The sequence below is a fragment of the Litoreibacter ascidiaceicola genome, from assembly GCF_900129235.1.
In the GTDB taxonomy this organism is placed as follows: Bacteria; Pseudomonadota; Alphaproteobacteria; order Rhodobacterales; family Rhodobacteraceae; genus Litoreibacter; species Litoreibacter ascidiaceicola.
On record NZ_FQUV01000005.1, the window covers coordinates 159,177 to 176,977 of the forward strand.

A 17,801-nucleotide genomic window follows, 5' to 3' on the forward strand; every position below is an offset into this window, starting at 1 on the left:
TGTTTGCATAAGCGGGCGGAGAGGATACCTTCTCCGCCCCAGCTATCTTCCAAAGAGGGACGGATATGAAAATCAGTGTCGAGCGCAGCGCCCTGCTCAAGGCTGTGAGCCAAGCCCAATCTGTTGTTGAGCGCCGCAACACCATTCCGATCCTCGCCAACGTGCTGATCGAGGCTGAAGGGAATGACGTATCATTTCGTGCCACCGACCTCGACATCGAAGTGGTCGATAAAGCCCCGGCACAGGTGGAACGCCCCGGCGCCACAACTGTATCGGCGACAACCCTGCACGAGATTGTCCGCAAGCTGCCAGACGGCGCTTTGGTGTCGCTTACCGATGACGGCACATCCGGTCGGTTGACTGTAGAAGCCGGGCGATCCACGTTTTCGCTGGCCACCCTGCCCAAAGAAGACTTTCCGGTTATGGCGACGTCGGAATACCAGTCCAATTTCTCGGCACCGGCCCCCATGTTGCGTCGGCTCTTTGACAAGTCCAAATTCGCCATTTCCACAGAAGAAACAAGGTATTATCTCAACGGCGTCTACATGCACGTGTCTGAAGGCGAAGGTGGCAAAGTGCTGCGCTGTGTGGCCACTGATGGGCACCGTTTGGCGCGCATTGACGCCGATCTACCGGAAGGTGCGGCCGACATGCCGGGCGTTATCGTACCCCGCAAAACCGTAGCCGAACTGCGCAAACTTCTCGAAGACGACGACATGCAAATCGCGGTATCCGTGTCCGAAACCAAAGTGCGGTTCGCAACTCCGGACATCACTTTGACGTCGAAGGTCATCGACGGAACTTTTCCAGACTACACCCGCGTGATTCCGCAAGGAAATACACGCAAACTGGAAGTCGACGCGACCGAGTTCGCCAAAGCCGTGGACCGTGTGGCAACCGTCTCTTCGGAGCGTTCTCGCGCGGTGAAGCTGTCGCTTGACGAAGACAGGCTGGTGCTGTCCGTCAACGCGCCTGACAGCGGTGCCGCTGAGGAAGAACTGGCTGTTGCCTATAGCGACGAGCGGTTGGAGATCGGGTTCAATGCGAAGTACCTCCTTGAGATTGCCGGACAGGTTGATCGCGAAAACGCCGTCTTCATGTTCAATTCGGCAGGCGACCCAACCTTGATGCGCGAAGGCAACGACCAGTCGGCCGTCTACGTCGTGATGCCAATGCGCGTTTAACGCGCGCTCATGGCGGGGCTGTATCTCTCTGCGTTAACTCTGTCTCACTTCAGGTCTCACCGACGGGTGGAGCTGAAGCTTGACGACCGTCCCATCGCGATCTTCGGCTCTAACGGGGCCGGAAAAACCAACATTCTAGAAGCAATTTCAATGCTGTCTCCAGGCCGTGGCCTTCGGCGTGCGAAAGCAGATGAAATCGCGCGCGCACCGGAGGCACTAGGCTGGAAGGTGTCGGGTCTCTTGCACAGCCTAGGGCAAGTGCATGAAATCGAAACACGAGCTGAGAACGGCGGCAATCGCACCGTTAGCATTGATGGCAAAACGGCACCTCAAATCGCGCTTGGGCGGGTTGCTCGGGTTGTTTGGTTGGTACCCGCGATGGATCGCCTCTGGCTCGAAGGTGCTGAGGGACGTCGCCGTTTCCTGGACCGAATAACACTGAGTTTTGAACCAAAACATGCAGAATTTACAGTAGCTTATGAGAAAGCGATGCGGGAGCGAAACAGACTCCTAAAGGATATGGTTCGTGATGCCATGTGGTATGGGGCTCTGGAATCGCAAATGGCCGAGGCAGGTGCGCAGATCATCGCAAACAGAGCCGCAGCGCTGGCGCGGCTGCAATCCGCGATGGAGAGTGCTCAGACCTCCTTCCCAACCGCGGAGCTATCTATCGAGAACCCCGACGATGCCGACTTCATTGATGGCGCTGAAGCATTGCTCACCGCCCTTCAAGCATCGAGATCCACCGACTTGCGCGCTGGAAGGACGCTAATTGGACCCCACAGAGCCGACATGAAAGCGATTTACAAAGCAAAGAGTATTGAAGCAAAGCAATGCTCGACCGGAGAGCAGAAAGCGCTGCTCCTCTCTTTGATCCTTGCCAATGCGCGCGCCCTTTCAGAAGATTTCGGAGCCGCACCGATCATTTTGCTGGATGAGGTCGCAGCGCATTTGGACGCGGGCCGCAGGGCCGCACTCTATGACGAAATTTGCGCGTTAAAAGCTCAGGCGTGGATGACTGGCACCGGTGCCGAGTTATTCAATGAACTGGGCGATCGTGCGCAGCATTTCGAGGTGTCGGACGACGATGGTGCTTCTGTGGTGAGACTGCGATGAAAGCATACAACACCTACGTTTTGAGCGTAGTTATAATCGGTTTTTTCCCATGACCATCACCCCACTCGAATTGCTGTTTTATGCGGGCGGGCTTTTCATCCTGTTTCTGACACCCGGCCCCGTTTGGGTCGCGCTTCTGGCGCGGGCTATGTCGGGGGGATTCCGGTCAGCGTGGCCCCTGGCTTTCGGCGTGGTCGTCGGTGACGTCATATGGCCGCTCATTGCGGTTCTTGGCGTGACGTGGATCGTCGATCAGGCCAGCTGGTTTATGGATGTGCTTAAATGGGTGGCCGTAGCAATGTTTATCGCGATGGGCATATTGCTGATCCGTCACGCGGGCAAAGAGCTGACGGAAAACTCCAGCCTCACGCGTCCCGGCATGTGGGCAGGCTTCATCGCCGGGGTCGTGGTGATCATGTCCAACCCGAAGGCGGTTTTATTCTACATGGGCGTGCTGCCCGGTTTCTTCGATCTGACAAGAGTGACTCGCTGGGACATCGCCGCGATCTGCTTCCTAAGCTTCCTCGTGCCGCTTTTGGGAAATCTGGTGCTCGCGGCCTCGGTCGACCGCGTCAGAGGGCTCCTCAAGGCCCCGGGCGCGGTGCGCCGAATGAACGTGATTGCTGGCTGGCTTTTGATCTGTGTTGGTGTGGTGATTGGCGTCAGCTGATGACCACCTACAGGGCATGAATACAGGGTTAAAACGGGCCCTGAAGGGGTGGCCGCGTCAACCACAATATCTTGCGCCAATTGCGTGACATCCCCCCACAAAACGCCTATATTTCGTGCAACTTAAGCGGGAAATATCTCATGGCCGACGAGCAAGATAAAAAAGAAGAATATGGCGCCGATTCCATCAAAGTTCTCAAGGGCTTGGAGGCTGTTAGAAAACGGCCGGGGATGTATATCGGTGACACCGATGACGGCTCTGGCTTGCACCACATGGTTTACGAGGTCGTGGATAACGGAATTGACGAGGCACTGGCCGGTCATGCCGACGCGGTAAACGTAAAAATCCATGCGGATGGCTCGGTCTCCGTCGGTGACAACGGGCGCGGAATTCCAGTGGGCATCCACGAGGAAGAAGGCGTCTCGGCAGCCGAAGTCATTATGACGCAACTACACGCTGGCGGTAAATTCGACAGCAACTCCTACAAAGTATCCGGCGGCCTTCACGGCGTGGGCGTGTCCGTTGTGAACGCTCTCTCCGACTGGTTGGAACTGCGCATCTGGCGCGAAGGCAAAGAACACATCGCCCGCTTCGAGGGTGGCTTCACGGTGAACCATCTGGAAGTCGTCGGTCCGACCGACCGCACCGGTACCGAAGTGCGGTTCATGGCCTCCACCGACACGTTCTCCAACCGTGACTACGTGTTTGAAACGCTGGAAAAGCGCCTGCGCGAGCTGGCTTTCTTGAATTCAGGCGTCCGGATCATTCTGGAAGATGAGCGCCCCGCCGAAGCGCTCCGCAGCGAGCTGTTCTACGAAGGTGGCGTCAAAGAATTTGTGAAGTATCTCGACCGCTCCAAAAGCTCGATCATGCCCGAACCGATCTATGTGGTCGGCGAAAAAGACGACATCGGCGTAGAAGTCGCGATGTGGTGGAACGACAGCTACAACGAAATGGTGCTGCCATTTACCAATAACATTCCGCAACGCGATGGCGGCACGCATATGGCGGGCTTTCGTGGCGCGCTGACGCGGACAATCAACAACTACGCGCAATCGAGCGGCATCGCAAAGAAAGAGAAGATTTCGTTCACCGGTGACGACGCCCGTGAAGGGCTGACATGCGTTTTGTCGGTGAAAGTTCCGGACCCGAAATTCTCGTCCCAAACCAAGGACAAGCTGGTGTCGTCCGAAGTGCGCCCCGCTGTCGAAGGCCTGATGAACGAGAAACTGGCGGAATGGTTTGAGGAGAACCCCAACGAAGCGCGGATTATCGTGTCGAAGATCGTAGAAGCTGCACAAGCCCGCGAAGCGGCCCGTAAGGCCCGCGAACTGACTCGCCGGAAAAACCCGATGGACATGAATTTCTTGTCGTCGAAGCTAAAAGACTGCTCGGACAAAGACCCATCCAAAACTGAAATTTTCCTTGTGGAGGGTGACTCCGCCGGAGGATCTGCCCAAACGGGCCGTGACCGCCAAACGCAGGCCATCCTACCACTGAAGGGTAAAATCCTGAACGTCGAGCGTGCACGGTTTGATCGGATGCTTGGCAGCCAGGAAATTGGCAACATGGTCATGGCGCTTGGCACAGGGATCGGGCGCGACGAATTTGATATCTCCAAACTGCGCTACCATAAGATTGTCATCATGACCGATGCTGACGTCGACGGCGCGCACATTCGCACGTTGCTGCTGACGTTTTTCTACCGTCAGATGCCCGAATTGATCGAGCAGGGGCACCTGTATATTGCGCAACCGCCTTTGTATAAGGTCGCGCGCGGTCGATCGGAAGTTTACCTGAAAGATCAGGCCTCAATGGAGGACTATTTGATCGAACAGGGTGTGGACGGAGCGGTTCTTAAACTGGCCTCGGGTGAGGAAATCATCGGGCAGGATCTGCGTCGTGTTATCGAAGAAGCCCGCACTGTCCGGCGCATCCTGCAAGCGTTCCCGACCCATTATCCGCAACACATTCTGGAACAATCCGCAATTGCCGGCGCGTTCGAGGCCGGTCAGGTGGACGGGGATTTGCAGGCCGTCGCGAATACTGTTGCCGCGCGTCTGGACCTGATTGCTCTGGAATATGAGAAGGGCTGGCAAGGCCGCCCGACCCAAGATAAGGGCATTCGCCTGTGGCGTGTCTTGCGTGGCGTGGACGAAGTTCGCGTTCTCGATGGTGGGGTCCTTCGGTCCGGCGAAGCCCGACGTCTTGGCCAGCTAACCAAAAGCCTGCAAGAATCCTACGGCAAGCCTGCGAAACTGGTTCGCAAAGACCGCGAACAGCCGGTCTACGGTCCGATCGACTTGCTGCAATCCATACTTGAAGAAGGCGAAAAAGGCCTGTCCTTGCAACGCTATAAAGGTCTGGGGGAAATGAACCCCGGCCAGTTGTGGGAAACTACCTTGGACCCCGACGCCCGCACATTGTTGCAGGTGAAGGTCGAAGACATGGCCGAAGCCGATGACATCTTCACCAAGCTGATGGGTGACGTGGTGGAACCACGGCGCGAATTTATCCAGACCAATGCGCTTAGTGTCGAGAACCTGGATTTTTAAGTATCGGCTGGGGCGCTGAACTCACTCCGACAGGGTCAAGCAGCGCCTCTACTGAACGATAAATTCTGCATGCAAGGCACCAGCAGCCTTTATGCTTTTCAGAATATCAATCATATCCAATGGTGTGACGCCCAGAGCATTCAATCCAGAGACCACGTCTTTCAAAGTCGTGCCGGGTTTGATCTCCGCAAGGCCGGTTCCCTGATCCTCACCAATGGCCGCCGTGGTTCGCGGCACGATCACTGTTTCGCCCTCGCTAAACGGGTTCGGTTGAACCACCACTGGCGTCTCGTCAATCGTTAGCGTCAGATTGCCTTGCGCGACCGCCACTCTGGAAATCCGGACATTTTCGTCCATGACAATCGTGCCAGACCGCTGATCGACCACGACCCGCGCGCGCCTCTCCGGCTCAACGATGATGTTCTCTATTCGGCTGAGAACATGCGCCGGTGATCGCATCCCCGTCGCATCAATATCCAACTCAACTGTGCCCGCATCCAACATCAATGCGACCCGGCGGCCAAGCGCAGTATTGATCGCATTTTCAATTTTTTCCGCGGTCGAAAAATCAGGCGTTCGCAAAGCCAATCGCAAACTCGACAGCGTCGAAAACTCAAACTCGACTTCGCGCTCTATCCGCCCGCCAGATGGCACGATCCCGGCAGTTGGCACGCCGTGCACCACGCGCGCAGCATCGCCTTCTGCAGAGATTCCACCCGCAATAACAGTACCCTGCGCGACTACGTAGACATCGCCGTCAGCAGCATTCAACGGCGTCATAATCAGCGTCCCGCCCAGCAAGCTTTTCGCATCTCCGATAGCAGACACGGTCACATCAACCTTGCTTCCTGCGCGGCTGAAGGCAGGCAGGGTAGACGTCACAAGAACGGCAGCTACGTTTTTGGGCCGGAATTGCTCCCCACCAACATTCACGCCCAGCCGCTCCAGGATGTTGATCATCATCTCCTCGGTGAACGGGGAGTTGCGCAAGCCGTCCCCGGTACCGTTCAAACCAACAACGAGCCCATAGCCCACCAGATCGTTGCCTCGAACCCCGTCGAATTCAACAAGGTCTTTCAGCCGCACGCTGGAGGCCGACACGACAGTAGGTAAAGCTAACAGAACGGCGAAAAGAACAGCACGGATCATCGCAGATAATCCGAAAGGCGGAGTTGGGACGTACGGGCAGTCAGCACATAAAGTGTCTCTATCTGGAATTGTACTGCCTCAAGCGCGCTTGCCGTCTCATAAGGGTCCGCGCCTGTGATCTTTGATCGAGCCATATCCAAAATGCCGCGCTCGACACGCCCAGCGACATCAGCCTCTGTCAGCAGGCGTTCAGTTACACCCGTGTCACGTTGCATTGCGATCAACGCCTGTTCCGACGCTATCAAACCTTGCCCGACTTGCGATAGGACGTTTCTTTTTTCATCTTGAGGAACCGCTATAGTACCTTCGGAGATTGCGGTGGCCACTGCCAGATCCCGCAAGATCGCGCGAAACGCCTGATCATCCGCCTTGAGCGGAAGGTCAATCTTGTGCTGCTCCGATATTGCGATGCCGGATTGGGATTGGTCACTACCGCCATAAACAAGCGTCTCAAACCCGCCGCCAACGTCTTGGAACCAAGCATCCACCTGAGTAGTGAAGTCAGCGATGTCGGTGGCAGAAGCGGCGAGCCCATTGATATGCAGCATGATGTCTTCAGAGCTAACGAGTGGTGCCTGCCCGGTTGCCATGCCAGAGAACAAAAACTGACCGGACACTTGGGTATTCAGAAAGGACACAACCTGGCTCATTCGCCCTGATGCGCTGGCGAGTTTGGCATCAAGCACGTCGGGCTGTTCAAGCGATGCGGCGGCGGTCAGGTCCGTGCCAAATGCGGCGACGGTAGTTTGCATAGCCGCCAAACTTGTTTGCAATCCCGACACCCGCAGCTGCAGATCAGAGCGCCCCAAGGCGAAACCGTCGAGTCGGGACAAAGACCCCTCCAATCCGGCCAAAGGACCAAAGTCGCCACGGACATGGCTCGTAAGGTTCTGCTTGTTGCCGGTTGTCAGTTCGCTGGTCAGTTTTGCGAGTGTTGTTTTCAATCCCGCACCTTGTCTACGCAACATCATGTTCTGGCCAAGGTCACTTAGGTTGCCGTAGTTCATGTTATATCCTCAGCAATGATTGAAGCATTTCGTCGACGGCCTGAATAACCTTGGCATTCGCGGCGTAGTTCCGTTCGATCAGAAGCAGCTTTTGCATCTCTTGATCGGTGTCGACGCCACCGGCCTGCTCTACATCGCGAAACGCTTGAACCCGCGTTGCTTCGAAACTCTGCCGTTGCTCGGCCCCGTGCCGGTTTTGACTCACTTGGGACAGAAAATCCCCCATCAAAGCAGAGCTTGATCCCGCGATGGAAAATGCCCCGCTGACCGGTTGCTGAGCGGCCGAGAATATCTGCTCGTAGGCGCTCAAAAGCGTGTTGTCGGATGCAGGGCCTTGTGTGATCGCGTTAATGCCATCGCGCATTCGCCACGACGCGCCGCCGGTAGCAGTTTGCACCGCTGCGTTAAGCGAAAGTCTGGAGGCAAGCCCTGCCTCATCCAACGGATCCAAAGTTCCGCCAGCGTCGGTGAACAGCCCGACTTGCCCGGGCAATAGCGTCGTATCCGCTGCAATAGCGCGGTCCATCAGATTGCGTGACAACGCATCCAGATTTGCCTGCACGGTGGGGATATCTTGATCACGCAATGCGAATGCTCCGGCCAATGCCCCACCCGAGATGGCCTCTATCGCAGAGCCGTTCACGCTGGATGCGCCGACGATTTGAAGTCCGGACAACGCACCGCTCATCAAAGACATGTCCGGTGTGATCACGCCGGTCGGGGTGAACTCGAACTGCGCAGCTTGATAGTCAACAAGGGTCGTGCCGTTGGGTGTAACCAATGCAATTTGCCCGTAGTCACGGCTCACCGCCTGAACGGGGACAATCGAGCTGATACCATCCACCACCGCTTGCCGTTGATCCATAAGGCCGGATGGGTCTCCGCCTGAATTTACCTGTTGACGAATTTCGCGGTTCAACCTGTCGACATCTGTCAGGGCTGAATTCAACAAACCGAACTGTGCGCCTATTGACCGATCAACTGCTTCCCGTTTGCCAACAAGCTGGGCAGAGATGTCGTTTATTTTTCCGACCAGCCCCGCCGCGCTGTCAACAACTGCGCTTAGACGGGAGCCACTGGATGGATTGGTCGCAGCCGCGATCAGGCTTTGGTCAAACCGGTCCATAAAGGCTGAAAGCGAAGAGGCCATATCTGGCGTCCCTATGGTCTGCTCCACCGAGGCAAAGAAACTGGCCCGCGCGTCTTGGTAGCCCAGCTCTGCCTGCGCCAACCGACGGTCCGCGATAGCCGTTTGGTTAACCACGCGGTCGACACCAGAGATTTTTACACCAGCGCCTTGGCCGCCCACGGTAGCAGCCCCAAGTGAAAGTTCCCGCCGCCCGTAGCTTTCGGTCATCGCGTTTGCGACGTTGGCTGAAACCAGTTCTGCCGCCCGCGATACCGCTGTCAAACCGGACACTGCGTTGGACAGAGACGCTGAAATGCTCATGCGAAGACCCTCTACTCTAGTTTAGCGTTTGATATTGGTCGTTTCCTGCAGCATCTCGTCCACGGTTTGGATCACCTTGGCGTTGGACGAATAAGCCCGCTGCGTCTGAATGAGCGCCGTCAGCTCGCCCGCAACATCAGTAGTCGACTCCTCAAGCGCATAGCCAAGGATGTCTCCGGTCGGGCCATCGCCCGCGTCCCACAGGAAAAAGGACCCGCTGTCGTTTGACGGAACATAGGTTTGATTATCCATTGCCGTCAGCCCGTTCGGGTTGGGCAGGTCCACCAAGGGAATTTGATAGATCGTGCGCGTAATCCCGATGTCAAAAGTGGCTTGGACATATCCGTTCGCATCTACGTCCACAGAAGTCATGTTACCAACAGGGGACCCGTCTTTCGTGATCTGTGTCGGCGCAAAACTATCTGATAGCTGCGTCACGCCGGTACCCGATCCCAAATCACCAATCGTAATATCTAACGGGCCGCCATCCAGCGTTACGGGAAAACTGCCCGTGGCCGGATCGTAGTCCCCGCCAACTGCTGACGTGCGCACAACACTCGCCAGCGTCCCGCCGCTGCCTCGCGTGTCGTCAAAGGTCATAGTGTATTCCCCGACGACGGCACCGCCACTGGCAGAGTCGCTGAGTTGCATGGTCCATTGATTTGACGCGCCAGACGCTGGAACCACTGGGGTGTAGGTCACAAGAAGGTTTTGCGACGTGCCTAAATTATCGAAGTACTCAACCGAAAGTTCCAGGGATTCCCCGCTTGCGCCCGCTTCGGTTTCGGTCGCAGGCAGGTTCACACCAAGACTCATGCGCGTGGTTGGCTCCCCTGCGAACTGGTTGACGTTGATCTGGATTGGCTGAAGCCCGTCCGCGGTATCACGCGGGAATGTAGGGACTGTACCGTCTGAATCTGCGGGCCAGCCCATCAGAACCATACCGGTATCGGTTGTTAGATATCCTTGCGAGTCCGTGCGGAACGATCCGGTTGTGGCGAGCCGGAACGGAATATCCCCGCCCTGCAAATTCACGGCCGATTCAGTCGTGATTGGCAGAAAACCCCGACCGCGAACGGCCAGATCAGTCGAGTTCGTTGTTGTCAGAAGCGCGCCAGCCTGATCAATCAGGCGTTGGGATGTGACGCGCACGCCACCCGCAGAATAGCTGCCCTGACTGTTCGAAATGACCATCGAATGGAACTGTGTTTCCGCACGCTTGTAGCCATTTGTCCCAGAGTTAGCGATGTTGTCGGAAATCGTCGATAGACGGCTTGCGTTGGCGGCTAAGCCCGCGACGCCGGCATTGAGGGAGGAGGATATCGTCATAATGCGCCTTTCTGAAGCATACGTCTTGCGAGCCACTATCCGAACGCTGCCTTAACATCGCGCTAACAGATAAAATTCGAACGAGATTGCTAGTCGGTCAGCGCATTTCGCGCAGCAAAGTAACTTCAAGCCGGTTGTTGCGGACCGACATCGGATCACTGAGCAAAGGCTTGCTCTGACCGTAGCCCGTCAAACGCTCGAAGCGGTCGGGATCCATTCCATGAAGGTCCATCAAATCGCGCGTGACATGCGCACGGGCAGTTGTTTCGTCCCATGCAGGGTTATCAATCAACACACTGGGGTAAGCTCGCGAATGACTGGAAATGGAAATGCGGTTAGTCACCGCTGCGAACGTCTCTACCAGCATTTTAGATATCTCGCGCAGGACCGAAGTCGGTTGTCCGCTTTGGGGGTCAAACAACGGAGCGCCTTCCAAGTCGAAAATCTCCACGACAAGACCTTCATCCGTGACGTCCGTTATGATGTGCTCCAGTGCGAGTTCCTTGATCAGGCTATCGCCACCTTTGCCGAGAATTCCATTCGCAAGTTCGGTGAGCTTCGCCTGATCTTCACCCGAGAGGGTTCCCTGTTCCGTCAGGGGTATTTCCGGCACACCACCTTGTCCAGATAGCGGCAGGCGGCTTTCGATCATTAGAGAATCACCGCCGAACGCCCCGGCCCCACCACCGGACACACGAGCAATGGCAATCGTCGGCGCGAAGTAATCCGCGAGTCCTTTGCGCTGTTGTTCCGTCGTCGCATTCAGCAACCACATCAGCATGAAAAACGCCATCATTGCCGTAACGAAGTCGGCATAGGCTACTTTCCATGCGCCGCCGTGATGTCCGCCGCCACTGATAACTTTTTTGCGTTTGATGATAATGGGGCGGGCCGAATTGTCGCTCATGCTTGTCCTCGCAGTGTGGTCTGGTGGACTAAAGCAGGTGCAACTGAAACACCGGTTAACAATTAAAATTGATCGGTTTTTTTACAGCTACCCTCTGGCTCGGTCGAGCAGAAGCGAAGTCTCACTGCCGGTGATCCCCTGCACTTCACGTACCTGTCGCAATATGCGGTCGAAATCTGGAAGGCTGACCGTTTCAATTTGCGCAACCAAATCCCAGACACCATTGGTCGTGTGCAAATCTACGATCTCCGGCATGTGCCTGAGTTGTTTCACCACCGATGCGGTTTGCGCGCCCTTGACCTCAATCATCATGATCGCGTGGATCAAATCATCCAGCCCGACCTGCCCCAACTCGATGGTGAACCGGCGGATCGTGCCATCGTGCTTCATGCGATCCAGACGCGTCTGAACTGTCACGCGCGAAACCCCAAGCGCACCGGCTAACGTCGTCACAGACGCCCTGCCGTCCTGTTTTAGCAGAGCTACCAGTTTCTGATCTGTGGTGTCCATTTTCACTCAAATATATACATATTGATAATTCTATTAATCATAATGATAAAGATTATATCCATATTTTCCATACTGATTGTCGCATTTGTGAAATAACTTGGATAATTTCCTCGCAACCCATCTAGGAGAGCAAAATGACCTCGAAATCATGCACACTTGTCGGCGCGCCGGTCCAGTCCGGTGCCAGCCAACCCGGTTGCGTCATGGGGCCAGATGCGTTTCGCACAGCCCGTTTGGCAGAAACTCTGGATGATCTGGGCCACAGCGTCAGCGACATTGGCAACGTCACCGCAAACGATTTTCCAGACGTGACCCATGCTAACGTGGCCATTCATGATCTGGCACAGACCGTCGCGTGGGCGAAAGCTCTGGAGAGCGCCGCGTTTGACGCCGCTCAAAGCTCCGACATGCCCATTTTTTTGGGCGGTGATCATAGCCTGTCCATTGGCACCGTACCTGGCATCGCGCGCCACTGGGCGTCGAAAGACCGCCCGCTCTTCGTGCTGTGGCTGGACGCGCACCCAGACTTTCACACGCTAGACTCGACCAGCAGCGGCAACCTGCATGGCACCCCTGTGGCGTATTTCAGTGGGCTTCCGGGCTTCGACGTCTACCCGCCGCTGGCAGCACCTGTCGATCCGGCGAACTTGTGCATGCTGGGCATCCGCTCGGTCGATCCGGCGGAAAACGCCGCACTGGCGGAGCGCGAGGTAGATGTCAGCGACATGCGTGCAATTGACGAGCATGGCATTGCAGCACCTTTGCGCGCGTTCCTAGAGCGCGTACGCGAAGCGAACGGCGCATTGCACGTGTCCCTCGATGTGGATTTCCTTGAGCCGTCCATCGCCCCCGCCGTCGGCACAACAGTGCCTGGAGGTGCCACCTTCCGCGAGGCGCATCTGGTGATGGAAATGCTCTGTGACAGCGGGCTGGTGACCTCGCTTGATATGGTCGAGCTGAACCCGTTCCTCGACGAACGCGGTCGCACCGCCAGCCTGATGGTCGACCTCTGCGCTAGCCTAATGGGCCGCAAGGTTCTTGATCGCCAGACAAAACGCTTCTGAGAGGAAACACCATGACAACGCCTTCAAAACTCGCCCTCGTCCCCTTCGTCTCGGTCGACAACATGATGAAGCTGGTCAACAATATCGGCCCTGCGCAGATGATCGCGGAGATTGCCGATTACATTGAAACCGACTTCAAGCGCTGGGAGCTGTTCGACAAAACCCCGCGCGTCGCCGCGCATTCCGACGAAGGGGTGATTGAGTTGATGCCGACCTCGGATGGTGAAACTTACGGCTTCAAATACGTCAACGGCCACCCCGCCAACATGGCGCGGGGCTTCCAGACCGTGACGGCTTTCGGTGTGCTGGCGCGGGTGGATAACGGCTATCCGGTTCTCCTGTCGGAAATGACCATTCTGACCGCGCTGCGCACTGCGGCAACCTCGGCCTTGGTGGCAAAATATCTGGCACCAAAGGGCTCCAAGGTTATGGCGATGATCGGCAACGGTGCGCAGTGTGAATTCCAGGCGCTGGCATTCCAAACAGTCGTCGGCATCGACACCGTGCGCTTGTACGATATTGATCCGGAAGCCACCGCGAAGGCCGCCAAGAACCTCGCCACCACCGGTCTGAACGTGATTTCCTGCACCTCCCCTGAGGAAGCCGTGGCAGGCGCGCAGATCATCACCACCTGCACGGCTGACAAACAATGCGCCACTATTCTGACCGACAATATGGTCGGCGCGGGGGTCCATATCAACGCCATCGGCGGCGACTGCCCCGGTAAGACGGAGCTGCACCGCGACATCCTCCTGCGCTCCGACATCTTCGTCGAATACCCACCGCAGACCCGCATCGAGGGCGAGATTCAGCAGTTGGACGAGGATCACCCTGTCACGGAGCTTTGGCGCGTAATGACCAGTCAAGCCGAAGGCCGCCGCGACGCGCAGCAAATCACGCTGTTTGATTCCGTGGGCTTCGCGACCGAGGACTTCTCGGCCCTGCGCTACATCCGCGATCAACTGGCCAACCATGACACCTTTATCGAACTGGACATGCTGGCAGACCCCGACGATCCGCGCGATTTATTCGGCATGGTCGCACGAGCCGCTTCGTAAGACGCATTTGCGCTTGCACCCCGAAGGACGGCCCGCCATCTTGGGGCTGTTCTCAGGGCGGGGCGGAATTCCCCACCGGCGGTAAGCGGATCACTCCGTAAGCCCGCGAGCGCCTTCGCTTTGGCAAAGGGTCAGCAGATCAGGTGCAACTCCTGAGCCGACGGTCATAGTCCGGATGAAAGAGAACGAGCACTGCGCCCCTTGGGGCGGAGTGCCCGTGATCGCCTTGGGTGACGTGTCTGTTGCAAAAGGAGAGATCACCATGACACCCACCCGATACGCGTTCGTCAAAGCCAACTGGCACTCGGATATTGTCGACCGGGCGCTGGACGGATTTTGCGAATTGATCCCCGAAAGTCAGGTCGATGTCTTCGACGTACCCGGCGCGTTTGAAATGCCGCTCTTGGCCCGCGACCTGGCGGCGTCCGGACGCTACGGCGCCGTGGCCTGCGCCGCGCTGGTCGTGGATGGCGGCATCTACCGCCATGACTTCGTGGCCCAAGCGGTCGTTGACGGATTGATGCAAGCGGGCATGGATACCGGCGTGCCAGTCCTGTCAGTGTCCCTAACCCCGCACCACTTCCAAGAGACCGAGCATCACATGGCAATCTACAGCGATCACTTTGTCACCAAAGGCCGTGAGGCGGCGCAAGCCGCGCTGATGATCGGCAAAACGCGGGCGGCGCTGGCGGCTTAAGGGAGGAAAGGTGCATCCGGGAGGACGTCACTTCCTCCACGGTTCGCAATGACCGGCGGGACGGGATACTTTACTAGGATGCATCTCCATTCTCGACCAGACCTTTGAGCATTGCAACGAGGAGTTCGCCAAGACTTAGGCCAGCTTTTGCGTGTCCCCGCAGATCGAGATCGCCTGCCCCGAAATTGTTCGCCCCCGCGTCGAGGCGAGGAACAGGCACTGATCCGCAATCTGCTCCGCGGTTACGTAATCCTTGATCGACACATGCGAAAACGCCTGCGCCTCCGTGGCCTCATAGGTCTGTCCCAGCCGCTGTGCCTTCGCCTCCAGCACGCGGCGTTGGCGATCGCCGGCGACCAAGCCCGGCAGGATCGCGTTGGCGCGGATGCCGTGGGGGCCAAGCTCCAGCGCCAGTGACTTGGTGAAGCCGATGACCCCCCACTTGGCAGCAGCATAGGGGCTTCGCATGGCAAACCCGACACGCCCGGCCAGTGACGACAGGTTGATGATCGAGCCGTTTGCACTGGCCTTCAACGCCTCCACGGCACAACGCGTGGTGTTGAACTGCGAGGTCAGGCAGATCGTCAGTGTGTCGTCCCAGCCGTCGGGCGGGATGTCCTCGACCGCGCCCGTCGGCCCCGCGATGCCTGCGTTGTTCACAAGGCAATCCAGCCCGCCCATGTCGCTGATCGCATCCGCCATAAACCGGCTCACCGCGTCGCGGTCGGAGACGTCGACTTGCGCAGTGGTCATGCCCTTAACCGTGGCCAAAGCCTCCGCGTCTATATCGCACACCGTCACCACCGCGCCTTCATCGCGGAAGCCTTCCGCAATCGCGCGGCCAATGCCGCTTGCCCCTGCGGTCACGATCACGCGGTGGTCTTTCAAACCCAAATCCATAGTGCCCCCTTCCCTGAACTTCGCCACTACGACAGTATCAGCGAAAAGGAGACCCGCAATGTCCGATCCCGTCATCGTCACCGCTGCCATCACCGGGGCTATCCACACGCCGACCATGTCCGACGCCCTGCCCGTTACACCAGAGCAGATCGTGGAGGCCGCTGTGGGTGCCGCCGAGGCAGGGGCCGCCATCGTCCACCTGCACGCCCGCAATCCCGAAAACGGCGCGCCCGACCAAAGCGCGGAGGCTTTCGAGCCGATCCTTGGCGCGATCAAGGCGCGGTCGGACGTGGTCATCAACATCACCACCGGCGGCGCGCCGACGATGAGTGTCGCCGAACGGGTTCGCCCCGCGCAGTATTGGCAGCCGGAGCTGGCATCGCTCAACATGGGGTCGATGAATTTCGGGCTGTTCGGGATGCTGGGGCGCTTCCCTGACCTGAAGCATCAGTGGGAAAAGGACTACCTCGGCAATCGTGACATCATCTTTCGCAACACGTTTCAGGACATCAGCTTTGTCCTCGACACTCTTCGCGACAGCGGCACGCGGTTCGAGTTCGAATGCTACGACACCGCCCACCTTTATAACCTCGCCCATTTCCGCGATGCGGGCAAAGTCGAAGGCCCGCTGCTGATCCAGACCGTGTTTGGCCTACTGGGCGGAATCGGGGCGCATCCCGATGATGTTGCGCATATGAAGCGCACGGCGGACCGGTTGTTCGGCGACGACTACGTCTGGTCGGTGCTGGGCGCGGGGCGGCACCAGATGCCGCTGGCGGCGATGTCCGCAGCTCAAGGCGGCAATGTCAGGGTCGGTCTGGAGGATTCTCTGTGGCTGGAGAAAGGTGTCATGGCCCCGTCCAGCGCGGCACAGGTCGCTAAAGCGCGGGAGATCATTGGAGGTGTAGGCCGACGCCTCGCCACACCGGATGAGGCGCGGACGAGGCTGGCGCTGAAGGGTGGCGACAAGACAGCGTTCTAAATGACCGCCCGCTCGACGAAACTTTCCCGCGCCAAAATCCGCTCTACCCCGAAAGGTGACAGGTCAAGCGAGCGGTACTCGCCGTAGGTGATCCACTCCGCTACGCCGCGCCCCATGGCTGGACTTTGTTGCAGGCCATGGCCAGAGAAGCCGTTGACGAAAACAAAGTTTTCCAACTCGGGCGACGGACCAACAATCGCATTTTGGTCAAAAGCGTTATACGCATAGTGCCCGACCCATGAGTTCACCAGTTTAACCGCCTCAAACGCCGGCACACGGGTGGCTACGGCGGGCCAGACCTTGTTCTCCCAGATCGAATGATCCTCGACAAAATCGTCATAAGCCACCGCCGGATCATCATCCGGCGGACACCCCGCCATGTAGTATTTCCCGTCGCTGCGCATATGCACACCGCTTGGATCAATGGTCAGCGGCAGGTCGCGGTCCAGCGGGGTTTCAGCGTCAAAAATGAACGTGTAGCGCTTGCGCGGCTCGACCGGAATATCCAGCCCCGCCATCTGCGCCGTTAGCGCGGCACGAGGGCCGGAGCAGTTCACTACAGTGCCACAAGCGACGACCTCTCCCGACGCCAAGGTTACACTTTCAACCCTGTCACCCGCACTGTTACGGGTGATGGCGCGCACCTCGTTATGAACGTATTCCGCCCCTTGCGCGCGGGCCTTGCGCTTCCACCAGTCAAAGATTGTGCCGCCGTCGAAATAGCCCTCGTTGATCAAGTTGTGATTGCCGCCGATAATGTCGTCAAGGTTGTAGAACGGGTAATCCGCCTTGATCTCGTCCGCCGTCATATACTTGGTGCCCGCGCCAAGACGCTGCTGTATCTGCTGGCTTTCACGCAAGGTCTGCGCGAACGCCTCGTTGTCGGCCAGATACATGTAGCCATAGCTTTGCAACACGATATTGGGCGCATCGGCGTCCTGCATGAAGTCCTGGAAGCCGTGAATGAACTCGGCCCCGAACTGGGAAATCTGGATGTTCACCTCTGCCGAGAACTGCTGACGGATGCAGCTATTCGTATGCGAGGTCGAGGCAAACTCGTAGCTCGGGTCACGCTCCACCACCAAGATGGAGCCGTCGAAGTCCGGGTTGCGAGACAGCCACCACGCAACCGAAGAGCCATAGATCGCGCCCCCGACAATCACCACGTCGTAGCTTGTTCTTTTTGGTGCCTGCATGATCCTGTCCTCTCAGCGAAACATCGG

General features: G+C 57.7%; 16 protein-coding genes and 1 riboswitch. Of the genes, 8 read left to right on the forward strand and 8 right to left on the reverse strand.

The genetic code is table 11. The features are described 5' to 3' along the window. Window positions 1–65 precede the first annotated feature (65 nt). The 4 genes from dnaN to gyrB all read left to right on the forward strand — a co-directional run bounded on the left by dnaN (window position 66) and on the right by gyrB (window position 5,525). Entirely contained in the window at window positions 66–1,184 is a 1,119-nt protein-coding gene (dnaN, locus tag BUB72_RS11795; protein ID WP_073143979.1) for a DNA polymerase III subunit beta, read from the forward strand. A gap of 9 nt (window positions 1,185–1,193) precedes the next feature. After that, window positions 1,194–2,300: a DNA replication/repair protein RecF gene (gene recF / locus BUB72_RS11800; protein WP_073143981.1), complete on the forward strand. Its 1,107-nt coding sequence runs from the start codon at window positions 1,194–1,196 to the stop codon at window positions 2,298–2,300. A 49-nt stretch (window positions 2,301–2,349) separates the two neighbouring features. After that, window positions 2,350–2,970 carry a LysE family translocator gene (locus tag BUB72_RS11805; RefSeq protein ID WP_073143983.1) on the forward strand — a complete coding sequence of 207 codons (621 nt, stop codon included), beginning with the start codon at window positions 2,350–2,352 and terminating at the stop codon, window positions 2,968–2,970. 140 nt (window positions 2,971–3,110) lie between these two features. Continuing rightward, complete coding sequence (gene gyrB / locus BUB72_RS11810; protein WP_073143985.1) at window positions 3,111–5,525, forward strand: DNA topoisomerase (ATP-hydrolyzing) subunit B; 2,415 nt, start codon at window positions 3,111–3,113, stop codon at window positions 5,523–5,525. Window positions 5,526–5,573: 48 nt separating this feature from the next. Here gyrB and BUB72_RS11815 read toward each other — a convergent pair whose 3' ends face one another. The 6 genes from BUB72_RS11815 to BUB72_RS11840 form a co-directional block, all read right to left on the reverse strand. Beyond that, window positions 5,574–6,674: a flagellar basal body P-ring protein FlgI gene (locus BUB72_RS11815; RefSeq protein ID WP_073143988.1), complete on the reverse strand. Its 1,101-nt coding sequence runs from the start codon at window positions 6,672–6,674 to the stop codon at window positions 5,574–5,576. Beyond that, window positions 6,671–7,681, reverse strand: coding sequence for a hypothetical protein (locus BUB72_RS11820; RefSeq protein ID WP_073143990.1), 1,011 nt, complete (start codon window positions 7,679–7,681; stop codon window positions 6,671–6,673). Before BUB72_RS11820 ends, BUB72_RS11815 begins: the two co-directional genes overlap by 4 nt. 1 nt (window position 7,682) lies before the next feature. Continuing rightward, window positions 7,683–9,131 carry a flagellar hook-associated protein FlgK gene (gene flgK / locus BUB72_RS11825; RefSeq protein WP_073143992.1) on the reverse strand — a complete coding sequence of 483 codons (1,449 nt, stop codon included), beginning with the start codon at window positions 9,129–9,131 and terminating at the stop codon, window positions 7,683–7,685. A 21-nt stretch (window positions 9,132–9,152) separates the two neighbouring features. Continuing rightward, window positions 9,153–10,460, reverse strand: coding sequence for a flagellar hook protein FlgE (locus tag BUB72_RS11830; protein ID WP_073143995.1), 1,308 nt, complete (start codon window positions 10,458–10,460; stop codon window positions 9,153–9,155). A 97-nt stretch (window positions 10,461–10,557) separates the two neighbouring features. Continuing rightward, the gene (locus tag BUB72_RS11835) at window positions 10,558–11,367 is read right to left on the reverse strand and encodes a flagellar motor protein MotB (RefSeq protein WP_073143998.1); all 810 of its coding nucleotides are present in this window, start codon (window positions 11,365–11,367) and stop codon (window positions 10,558–10,560) included. 87 nt (window positions 11,368–11,454) lie between these two features. Beyond that, window positions 11,455–11,877 carry an Lrp/AsnC family transcriptional regulator gene (locus tag BUB72_RS11840; RefSeq protein ID WP_073144000.1) on the reverse strand — a complete coding sequence of 141 codons (423 nt, stop codon included), beginning with the start codon at window positions 11,875–11,877 and terminating at the stop codon, window positions 11,455–11,457. A gap of 134 nt (window positions 11,878–12,011) precedes the next feature. Here BUB72_RS11840 and rocF point away from each other — a divergent pair, with 134 nt between their 5' ends. The 3 genes from rocF to BUB72_RS11855 all read left to right on the forward strand — a co-directional run bounded on the left by rocF (window position 12,012) and on the right by BUB72_RS11855 (window position 14,696). Continuing rightward, window positions 12,012–12,941, forward strand: a complete 930-nt coding sequence (rocF, locus tag BUB72_RS11845) for an arginase (protein WP_073144002.1) — start codon at window positions 12,012–12,014, stop codon at window positions 12,939–12,941. Window positions 12,942–12,952: 11 nt separating this feature from the next. Next, on the forward strand, window positions 12,953–13,999 hold the full coding sequence (locus tag BUB72_RS11850) for an ornithine cyclodeaminase (RefSeq protein ID WP_073144004.1): 1,047 nt from the start codon (window positions 12,953–12,955) through the stop codon (window positions 13,997–13,999). A gap of 44 nt (window positions 14,000–14,043) precedes the next feature. Continuing rightward, window positions 14,044–14,190: riboswitch (FMN riboswitch) on the forward strand. Window positions 14,191–14,261: 71 nt separating this feature from the next. After that, a complete protein-coding gene (locus tag BUB72_RS11855; RefSeq protein ID WP_073144384.1) occupies window positions 14,262–14,696 on the forward strand; it encodes a 6,7-dimethyl-8-ribityllumazine synthase in 435 nt (144 codons plus the stop codon). Window positions 14,697–14,831: 135 nt separating this feature from the next. Here the strand turns inward: BUB72_RS11855 and BUB72_RS11860 are convergent, their stop codons facing one another. Beyond that, window positions 14,832–15,596: an SDR family oxidoreductase gene (locus BUB72_RS11860; protein WP_073144006.1), complete on the reverse strand. Its 765-nt coding sequence runs from the start codon at window positions 15,594–15,596 to the stop codon at window positions 14,832–14,834. Between the two features lie 58 nt (window positions 15,597–15,654). Here BUB72_RS11860 and kce point away from each other — a divergent pair, with 58 nt between their 5' ends. Beyond that, a complete protein-coding gene (gene kce / locus BUB72_RS11865; RefSeq protein ID WP_073144009.1) occupies window positions 15,655–16,578 on the forward strand; it encodes a 3,5-dioxohexanoate:acetyl-CoA acetone transferase in 924 nt (307 codons plus the stop codon). Here kce and BUB72_RS11870 read toward each other — a convergent pair. Further along, window positions 16,575–17,774: an NAD(P)/FAD-dependent oxidoreductase gene (locus tag BUB72_RS11870; protein WP_073144011.1), complete on the reverse strand. Its 1,200-nt coding sequence runs from the start codon at window positions 17,772–17,774 to the stop codon at window positions 16,575–16,577. The two genes, kce and BUB72_RS11870, sit on opposite strands and share 4 nt — an antisense overlap. Window positions 17,775–17,801 lie beyond the last annotated feature (27 nt).

What these genes read in the sequence shown, in the direction of transcription:
- rocF (WP_073144002.1), top strand. Translation starts at nt 12,012, where the DNA reads ATGACCTCGAAATCATGCACACTTGTCGGCGCGCCGGTCCAGTCCGGT.
- BUB72_RS11855 (WP_073144384.1), top strand. Translation starts at nt 14,262, where the DNA reads ATGACACCCACCCGATACGCGTTCGTCAAAGCCAACTGGCACTCGGAT.
- dnaN (WP_073143979.1), top strand. Translation starts at nt 66, where the DNA reads ATGAAAATCAGTGTCGAGCGCAGCGCCCTGCTCAAGGCTGTGAGCCAA.
- BUB72_RS11870 (WP_073144011.1), bottom strand. Translation starts at nt 17,774, where the DNA reads ATGCAGGCACCAAAAAGAACAAGCTACGACGTGGTGATTGTCGGGGGC.
- BUB72_RS11830 (WP_073143995.1), bottom strand. Translation starts at nt 10,460, where the DNA reads ATGACGATATCCTCCTCCCTCAATGCCGGCGTCGCGGGCTTAGCCGCC.
- BUB72_RS11820 (WP_073143990.1), bottom strand. Translation starts at nt 7,681, where the DNA reads ATGAACTACGGCAACCTAAGTGACCTTGGCCAGAACATGATGTTGCGT.
- BUB72_RS11860 (WP_073144006.1), bottom strand. Translation starts at nt 15,596, where the DNA reads ATGGATTTGGGTTTGAAAGACCACCGCGTGATCGTGACCGCAGGGGCA.
- BUB72_RS11840 (WP_073144000.1), bottom strand. Translation starts at nt 11,877, where the DNA reads ATGGACACCACAGATCAGAAACTGGTAGCTCTGCTAAAACAGGACGGC.
- BUB72_RS11805 (WP_073143983.1), top strand. Translation starts at nt 2,350, where the DNA reads ATGACCATCACCCCACTCGAATTGCTGTTTTATGCGGGCGGGCTTTTC.
- BUB72_RS11815 (WP_073143988.1), bottom strand. Translation starts at nt 6,674, where the DNA reads ATGATCCGTGCTGTTCTTTTCGCCGTTCTGTTAGCTTTACCTACTGTC.
- gyrB (WP_073143985.1), top strand. Translation starts at nt 3,111, where the DNA reads ATGGCCGACGAGCAAGATAAAAAAGAAGAATATGGCGCCGATTCCATC.
- flgK (WP_073143992.1), bottom strand. Translation starts at nt 9,131, where the DNA reads ATGAGCATTTCAGCGTCTCTGTCCAACGCAGTGTCCGGTTTGACAGCG.
- BUB72_RS11835 (WP_073143998.1), bottom strand. Translation starts at nt 11,367, where the DNA reads ATGAGCGACAATTCGGCCCGCCCCATTATCATCAAACGCAAAAAAGTT.
- BUB72_RS11850 (WP_073144004.1), top strand. Translation starts at nt 12,953, where the DNA reads ATGACAACGCCTTCAAAACTCGCCCTCGTCCCCTTCGTCTCGGTCGAC.
- kce (WP_073144009.1), top strand. Translation starts at nt 15,655, where the DNA reads ATGTCCGATCCCGTCATCGTCACCGCTGCCATCACCGGGGCTATCCAC.
- recF (WP_073143981.1), top strand. Translation starts at nt 1,194, where the DNA reads ATGGCGGGGCTGTATCTCTCTGCGTTAACTCTGTCTCACTTCAGGTCT.